General features: G+C 37.2%; 7 protein-coding genes. 6 read left to right on the forward strand and 1 reads right to left on the reverse strand.

The features are described 5' to 3' along the window. Positions 1–94: 94 nt before the first annotated feature. Positions 95–1006, reverse strand: a complete 912-nt coding sequence (locus tag V7659_RS28915) for a nuclease-related domain-containing protein (RefSeq protein WP_335543495.1) — start codon at positions 1004–1006, stop codon at positions 95–97. 192 nt (positions 1007–1198) lie between these two features. Here V7659_RS28915 and V7659_RS28920 point away from each other — a divergent pair, with 192 nt between their 5' ends. From V7659_RS28920 to coaE, 6 genes are all read left to right on the forward strand, one after another. Then, on the forward strand, positions 1199–1915 hold the full coding sequence (locus V7659_RS28920; RefSeq protein WP_335543496.1) for a response regulator transcription factor: 717 nt from the start codon (positions 1199–1201) through the stop codon (positions 1913–1915). Continuing rightward, positions 1912–3330 carry a two-component system histidine kinase PnpS gene (gene pnpS, locus V7659_RS28925; protein ID WP_335543497.1) on the forward strand — a complete coding sequence of 473 codons (1419 nt, stop codon included), beginning with the start codon at positions 1912–1914 and terminating at the stop codon, positions 3328–3330. The genes V7659_RS28920 and pnpS overlap by 4 nt, the downstream gene beginning before the upstream one ends. A 19-nt stretch (positions 3331–3349) precedes the next feature. Next, a complete protein-coding gene (polA, locus tag V7659_RS28930; RefSeq protein WP_335543498.1) occupies positions 3350–5986 on the forward strand; it encodes a DNA polymerase I in 2637 nt (878 codons plus the stop codon). A 15-nt stretch (positions 5987–6001) separates the two neighbouring features. Further along, the gene (gene mutM, locus V7659_RS28935; protein WP_335543499.1) at positions 6002–6838 is read left to right on the forward strand and encodes a DNA-formamidopyrimidine glycosylase; all 837 of its coding nucleotides are present in this window, start codon (positions 6002–6004) and stop codon (positions 6836–6838) included. 93 nt (positions 6839–6931) lie between these two features. After that, positions 6932–7567, forward strand: coding sequence for a sporulation membrane protein YtaF (ytaF, locus tag V7659_RS28940; RefSeq protein WP_335543500.1), 636 nt, complete (start codon positions 6932–6934; stop codon positions 7565–7567). A 22-nt stretch (positions 7568–7589) separates the two neighbouring features. Next, the gene (coaE, locus tag V7659_RS28945) at positions 7590–8204 is read left to right on the forward strand and encodes a dephospho-CoA kinase (protein WP_335543501.1); all 615 of its coding nucleotides are present in this window, start codon (positions 7590–7592) and stop codon (positions 8202–8204) included. Positions 8205–8230: the final 26 nt, after the last annotated feature.

An 8230-nucleotide genomic window follows, 5' to 3' on the forward strand; every position in this document is an offset into this window, starting at 1 on the left:
ATAAGAGTGGTTCATAAAGCCCGAAGGATGAGCACCCACTCATTCCGGGTTCATTGGAGAGATCCATGTAAGAAACGAGCTATGACAAGTCAATTCATATATAATATGTATATTTTTTGTTCCCAATGGATTGATAGTTTTTCTTTAAATATTTTTTTATTGTTTTTTTTGCTACAACCCCACTACACCATTCATAGACTAAATTAGTTGTAATTTTTATATCAGGAAATAATAGTTTTATTTCCTCCACATTACGTAAAATAGCAGATTCAATCCCCTCCTCACATTTACATATATCACAAAAAACTTTCCTGGCTCCTGTTGAAAAAGTTACATTAAATGAGTTACATTTTGCACAGGTAATACCTTTTTTTTGCTGATTATAATCATAAGGAGGGAGTCTAGTATAAGGTGATTCAATTTGATGTAGGGAAACAAGCTTATCAGCAAGTTTGAAATGCCGATTAGTTAATTTTGCAGGTACCTTTTCCAGTTTTTTTATTAGCTGGTTTAATTGTGTCGGGAAAACAAAGGGCTTGTTTGGAGGGGCTTCATATAATGTAAACTCGGGGTTAATAAATACAACGGATCCCTCAATGGGAATATTATATCCTAAATTTTGAAGTAATTGGCTGAACAAAAACTGGGTTCGTTTTAGTTGGTCGAGGGGATTTTTATAATCTTTACCGGAAATCTTTTTCAGCCTGTCAGGTTTGTAAATAAAGTCGCCATCATAATTTTTAACTTCAAAAGGGTAAATAGCATCTTGGAAAATGATGGTGGTATCAATTTGAAATTTAGATTCATTAACCTCAAGCAGTAATTCGTTTAGTATAATGCACTGACTTTGAAGATTCTCAGTTAATTCGTCGAATTGAGTTTCACCCTTAAAGCCTTTTTCTAGGTTTAAATACTTTTTTTGTTCCTCTGCTTTTAAACCCATACGTCGGTTTAAAATTCTGAGAATTAATAATTCACCGGATTCATTTCGATTTTTGTAAGCCATATTCCACTTCCTTTCTCGTGTTCAAGTTAATTTTATAAAAAATAATGTGGAAATTTGGTAGAAGTAATGACTTTTTGGTTAACTTTTCAAAAACCTAACTCATACGAAGTTCGTTTGTTAAAGTTTTGTAAAACTAGAAAATACATAAACTTTATTATTATAATGGAGGTAAATAAAAAAGTGGGGGTTATTATGAAAAATAGAGTGCTTGTTGTCGATGATGAACAGTCAATTGTGACTTTACTACAATATAACTTAGAGCAAGCGGGGTTTGAGGTAATAACAGCAATGGATGGTGAAGCGGGGAAACAAATCGCTGAGACCCAATCTCCTGATATCATTGTTTTAGATCTTATGCTGCCTAAAATGGATGGAATGGAAGTTTGTAAGCAGTTGAGACAAAACAAGATTATGACTCCGATTCTAATGTTAACAGCTAAAGAGGATGAATTCGATAAAATCCTGGGGCTAGAGCTGGGTGCAGATGATTACATGGTGAAACCTTTCAGTCCAAGAGAAGTGATTGCCCGTGTCAAAGCAATCCTTAGAAGGACACAAATTCAAACGGAAGCTGCACAGGTAAGTGGGGAAGAGACGGGGTTACTACAAATAGGTAATTTAAAAATCAATTCTGACAAATATGAGGCTTATTTTAACGACAATCTGTTGGAGTTAACCTTAAAAGAATTTGAATTGCTTCTTTATCTTGCTCAAAATAAAGGGCGTGTTATGACTCGTGATCAATTATTAAGTGCTGTTTGGAATTATGACTTTGCTGGCGATACTAGAATAGTCGATGTACATATCTCACACTTAAGAGAAAAAGTTGAAGTGGACACAAAAAAGCCAGCCTATATCAAAACCATTCGGGGCTTGGGCTATAAACTGGAGGAGCCGAAGGGAGAATGACCAAATTCCGAAAAGGACTGCTAATATCACTAATCATATTAATTATTATTGTATTAGTTGGGGTAGGAATTTTGTTAGGTCAATTATTTAAAAGCTATTACCTAGAGTCACTAACTCAACATCTGAAAATTGAAGTCTTGTGGGTTCTTTCCATTTGTCTTGGGATTGCCATCATTATTATAATTTTTCTATGTGTAAGAATTACCTCAAAGTATACAAAACCAATTGAGGCTGCTACAAATGTAGCCATTGAACTGGCTAAAGGAAATTACCGTGCGCGAACTACAGTAAGTAGATTAGATGAAACGGGTATGCTTGGGTCATCAATCAATATGCTGGCCGAAAACCTGCAAGAGCTCACTAAAGCACAAGAAATACAGCAGGATCGGCTCAGTGCGTTAATTGAAAATATGGGCGCTGGTTTAGTGTTAATTGATAGTCGAGGGTACATTAACCTAATCAATAAAGGATTTATTGATATTTTCCACGTCAATTCTAGCGATTATTTAAATAAAGTTTATTATGAAGTTATTGAATATGAGGAAATTTGTCAATTAGTGGCTGAAGTTTTTCGGACGGAAAAGAAGGTTAGCAAACAAATACTGGTTCCACTATTCATTGAACGAAGATACTTTGTTGTTTATGGTGTCCCGATTCTCGGAACCAACAATGTTTGGAAAGGTGTTTTGCTCGTATTTCATGATATTACTGAAATTAAAAAACTCGAGCAAATGCGTAAGGATTTTGTGGCCAACGTATCACATGAATTAAAAACCCCAGTCACTTCTATTAAAGGGTTTGCTGAAACACTGATGGATGGTGCCATGAATAATAAAGAAACATTGGAAGCGTTTCTTTCCATTATTCTCAAAGAAAGTGACCGTCTCCAAACCCTCATCCAAGATCTATTAGATCTTTCAAAAATAGAACAACAGGGCTTCAGATTAAATATTCAGGAACTAGATTTGTACGAGCTATTAAAAGAAGTTATTACGATTCTTAGTGGAAAAGCCCAAGCAAAGAATATCCGGATTAACCTTCTTTGTAAGCAAGATCAAGTGATGATCCAGGGGGATTTAGACCGTTTAAAACAAGTGTTTATTAACTTGATTGCCAATGCCATGAACTACACTCGGCCTGAAGGGTATGTGGAAATTATCCTACTCCAACACAGTGAAAAGGTACGAGTACATGTAAAAGACACGGGGATCGGAATTAGTAAGGAAGAAATTCCGCGTATTTTTGAACGATTTTACCGTGTCGACCGAGATAGGAGCCGGAACTCTGGTGGTACTGGACTTGGACTAGCGATAGTTAAGCATTTAATTGAAGCCCATCATGGAAATATAAGTGTTAGAAGTGAATTGGGTGAAGGAAGCGAGTTTATAATTGAATTATATAAATATTTAAGGTGATTTCGGAAGGTGGATATAAATGGAAAAAAAGAAACTTGTCCTTATAGATGGAAATAGTATTGCGTACCGGGCATTCTTTGCACTACCCCTGCTTAATAATGATAAAGGAATTCACACGAATGCCGTATATGGCTTTACGATGATGCTGATGAAAATACTTGAGGATGAAAAGCCAAGCCATATCCTTGTCGCATTTGACGCGGGAAAAACGACCTTTCGACATAAAACCTTTAGTGAATATAAAGGCGGCAGACAAAAAACTCCGCCTGAGCTATCGGAACAATTTCCGTTCATTCGTGACCTTCTAGATGCCTATGGAATCTCTAGGTATGAACTTGAAAATTATGAGGCCGATGATATCATTGGTACCTTATCATTAAGTGCTGAACATGATGGGTATGAAGTAAAGGTGATTTCCGGAGATAAAGATTTAACGCAACTCTCTTCACCAACGACTACCGTTGGAATCACCCGCAAAGGTATTACAGATATTGAGGAATATACCCCTGAACATGTCGCTGAAAAATATGGACTTACACCAGACCAAATCATTGATATGAAGGGGCTGATGGGAGACCCTTCCGATAATATTCCTGGTGTACCCGGTGTTGGTGAAAAAACAGCTATCAAACTTTTAAAGGAGTTTACTACGCTTGAAAATTTATTAGCCTCCATTGACCAGGTTAATGGTAATAAGCTAAAAGAGAAGTTGGAAGAATTTAAGGATCAAGCCATAATGAGTAAAGAACTGGCAACAATTGAAAGGCAAGCACCTATCGAAGTAAATATAGACACGATTGCTTATGAGGGTTTTACGCGCGATAAATTAGTCGCTCTCTTTAAAGAATTAGGCTTTCATTCGTTATTGGACAAGCTGGGAGAAGGTCCAGACATGGCTGATGTGCCAGAACTGGAGGAGATTGAGTTTCAAACTCCAGAAGAAATCACGGAAGAGATATTCGCAGATGATAACTATTTTTATGTTGAGATGTTAGATGATAATTATCATTATGCGGAGATTATTGGTTTCTCCCTCGTCAATGAAAACGGTCATTTCTACTTCCCTACTGAACAGGTAATACAATCTGAAGTTTTCAAAAAATGGGCGGAGGATGAAAGTAAAAAGAAGACGGTTTATGATGCTAAGCGCTCTGAAGTCTCTTTACGAAGATATGATATTCATTTAAAAGGGGTCGATTTTGATATTCTGATGGCGTCCTATATCATAAATCCTTCAGAAAACATTGAAGATCTCGCCGCGATTACAAAACGATTTGATGTACATACAATCCAAACCGATGAATCTTTTTATGGGAAAGGGGCGAAACGAAAGGTCCCTGAAGTAACACAACTTGCAGAACATCTTGTCCGTAAAAGTCTTGCCATGTCTGACATAAGAGGAAAACTAGAGGATGAACTAAGGAAAAATGAACAATATGAGTTATTTACCGAACTTGAAATGCCATTATCGCTTATCTTAGCCGATATGGAATCATGTGGAATCAAAGTCGAGCAGGAACGGCTCCAGACAATGGGCAAAGAACTAAATGAAAGACTAATTGAAATTGAAGAAAAGATATGTGAATTAGCAGGCGAAAAATTCAATATCAACTCACCGAAACAGCTTGGCGTTATTTTATTTGAAAAATTAAACCTGCCTTCATTAAAGAAAACAAAAACAGGTTATTCCACGTCAGCTGATGTATTGGAGAAGTTAGCGGAGGATCATGAAATTATTGAATACATCCTTCTATACAGACAATTAGGAAAGCTCCAATCTACCTATATAGAAGGATTGTTAAAGGTGATTAATCCTAAAACTGGAAAAGTCCATACAAGATATCAACAAACATTAACAGCGACAGGGCGGTTAAGTTCAATTGATCCCAATTTGCAAAATATCCCGATTCGTTTGGAAGAAGGTCGGAAAATCCGACAAGCCTTTGTTCCATCTGAGGAAGGGTGGATCATTTTTGCTGCGGACTATTCCCAGATTGAACTTCGCGTTCTTGCTGATATTGCTGGTGATGATAAGCTGATTCAAGCATTTAAGGAAGATATGGATATTCATACGAAGACCGCGATGGAGGTTTTTCACGTCAATAAAGATGCGGTAACCTCGAATATGAGGCGTCAGGCAAAAGCCGTTAATTTTGGAATTGTCTATGGAATCAGTGATTATGGACTATCCCAATCCTTAGGAATAACCAGGAAGGAAGCCGGTCAATTCATTGAACGCTATTTAGATACTTACCCAGGTGTCAAAGAATATATGGATGATATTATTCACTCAGCTAAGCAAAAAGGATATGTTTCAACTCTTTTGCAAAGAAGAAGATATATTCCTGAAATTACTGCGCGTAATTTTAATATCCGAAGTTTTGCGGAAAGAACTGCTATGAACACGCCAATTCAAGGCAGTGCTGCTGATATCATAAAAAAAGCAATGATAGATATGGACGAGGCATTAAAGGACATGGGGTTAAAAACACGGCTTTTACTTCAGGTCCATGATGAATTAATTTTTGAAGCACCAGAGGATGAATTAGAAATTTTGAAGAAGTTAGTCCCAGATGTGATGGAAAATGCCCTCGAATTAAAGGTGCCGTTGAAAGTGGATTATGCCTACGGGCCAACTTGGTTTGATGCTAAATAAAAGGGGGGGGCTATCTTGCCAGAACTTCCAGAAGTAGAAACCGTTCGAAAAACATTAAAAAAATTAGTGGTTAATAAAACAATCAAGGATATAACTGTCTATTGGCCAAAAATCATAAAAACCCCACTAGAAGTAGAACAATTTGTCGATGCCTTGATTGGGGAGACTATTATCGATGTAGGCAGAAGAGGGAAATTTTTAATTATCTATACAGGAAATTTCGCTCTAGTTTCCCATTTAAGAATGGAAGGAAAGTACGGATTATATCCTAAGGATGAGCCCTATGATAAACATACACATGTTCTCTTTCATTTTACAGATGGGACCGAATTAAGGTATCGGGACGTTCGGAAATTTGGAACCATGCACCTCTATAAAAAAGGGGATGAATTTTTAACGGAGCCCTTAATAGGACTGGGCCCTGAACCTTTTTCAGAGGAATTTACCGTCCAGTATCTGGCGGAAAGGCTGAAAAAAACGAATCGAAAAATTAAAACCGCTTTATTAGACCAAAAAGTTTTTGTGGGGTTGGGTAATATCTATGTGGATGAAGCGCTTTTTAGGGCCGGCATCCATCCAGAACGTATTGCCAACACACTAGATGCAAATGAACTTAACCTTCTTCATCGTGAAATTGTTGCAACCTTAAGTGAAGCAGTTAAAAAAGGGGGAAGTACGATTCGATCGTATGTTAACTCTCAAGGTGAAATTGGAATGTTCCAGCTTGAATTATATGCTTACGGTCGAAAAGGTGAAGAGTGTAAGCGGTGCGGGACACCTTTAGAAAAAACAACTGTTGGCGGAAGAGGAACCCATTATTGTCCACAATGCCAAAAGATCGAAGCAGATTAGAAAAGTAAAGGTGAAAATAGAATAACATTAACCATGGATAGGCTCCTGCCATATACTATCGTAATGATTTTGGTGGAAGGAGCCCTAGACATCATGGTTCAGTTGTTATCACTTCTCATCCTCGCTTTTGCACTTAGCCTTGACAGCTTTAGCGTAGGATTTACCTATGGACTAAGGAAAATGATCATGCCGCTTAGGTCAATAATTATTATTGCAAGTTGCTCTGCTATTTCCTTAATGATCGCAGTGTCAATTGGACACGGACTTGAGAAAGTTTTATCACCAAGAATTACGGCAAGCCTAGGGGGAATAATCCTAATTGGTCTTGGTGCTTGGGTTTTGTTTCAATTTTTTCGGCCAGAAAAAGAAAAGGACGTACTAGATCAGGAAAAGACAATCGTGAATTTTGAGATCAAGTCCCTTGGATTAGCTATTAATATATTGAAGAAGCCGATGTCGGCTGATTTCGATCAATCTGGTACGATTACTGGGATTGAGGCGTTAATGTTAGGGTTTGCCTTGTCGCTGGATGCCTTTGGAGCTGGGATTGGAGCAGCGATGCTAGGTTTCTCTCCTTATTATTTAGCGTTCACTGTCGCGATTATGAGTTCGTTGTTTGTACTTTTAGGAATAAAAAGTGGAACTTTTTTTCATAAATTTGAATGGATTCAAAAGTTCACCTTTTTGCCAGGGATTTTATTAATCATTATTGGTATATGGAAATTATAAGAACCAGAAAGAGGATTTTGGGATGTCATTAGTTATCGGTTTAACAGGCGGAATTGCCAGTGGAAAAAGTACAGTCTCTAACTTTTTCAAAGAAATGAATATCACTGTTGTTGATGCAGATATTGAAGCACGCCTTGCGGTAATGAAAGGTGAAACGGCTTATTTTAAGATCATTGCTGAGTTTGGCGATGATATATTATTAGCCGATGGAGAAATCGATCGGCCTAAACTGGGCTCGATTATTTTTCATCAAGTCGAAAAACGACAATTATTAAATGACATCGTTCACCCAGAAGTCAGAAGAAGAATGAAGGAAAAAGTCGAAACGGCGAAAAAGAACGGTGAAGAAGTGGTTGTTCTCGATATACCGTTACTATTTGAAAGTAAACTTACGTATATGGTGGATAAAACATTACTAGTATTTGTTGACAATGAAACGCAATTAAAAAGATTAATCGCGAGAAATAACCTATCTATTGAGGATGCAGAAGCAAGGATCCATTCGCAAATGCCATTGTCTGATAAACTCAGGCTCGCGGACGCTGTAATTAATAATAATGGTTCTGTTGAGGATACAAAAAAACAGCTTCTTGAAATCTTAGCACAGTTTGGTATCAATAAAAATAAGATGCAATAATTAGGGAGAAGGAGCGACCTTCTCTT

It is taken from the genome of Neobacillus drentensis (assembly GCF_036966985.1).
Lineage (GTDB): Bacteria > Bacillota > Bacilli > Bacillales > Cytobacillaceae > Neobacillus > Neobacillus drentensis_E.

Excerpts from the sequence above, each read along its gene's own strand:
- pnpS (WP_335543497.1), top strand. The coding sequence starts at position 1,912 with ATGACCAAATTCCGAAAAGGACTGCTAATATCACTAATCATATTAATT.
- ytaF (WP_335543500.1), top strand. The coding sequence starts at position 6,932 with ATGGTTCAGTTGTTATCACTTCTCATCCTCGCTTTTGCACTTAGCCTT.
- V7659_RS28920 (WP_335543496.1), top strand. The coding sequence starts at position 1,199 with ATGAAAAATAGAGTGCTTGTTGTCGATGATGAACAGTCAATTGTGACT.
- polA (WP_335543498.1), top strand. The coding sequence starts at position 3,350 with ATGGAAAAAAAGAAACTTGTCCTTATAGATGGAAATAGTATTGCGTAC.
- V7659_RS28915 (WP_335543495.1), bottom strand. The coding sequence starts at position 1,006 with ATGGCTTACAAAAATCGAAATGAATCCGGTGAATTATTAATTCTCAGA.
- coaE (WP_335543501.1), top strand. The coding sequence starts at position 7,590 with ATGTCATTAGTTATCGGTTTAACAGGCGGAATTGCCAGTGGAAAAAGT.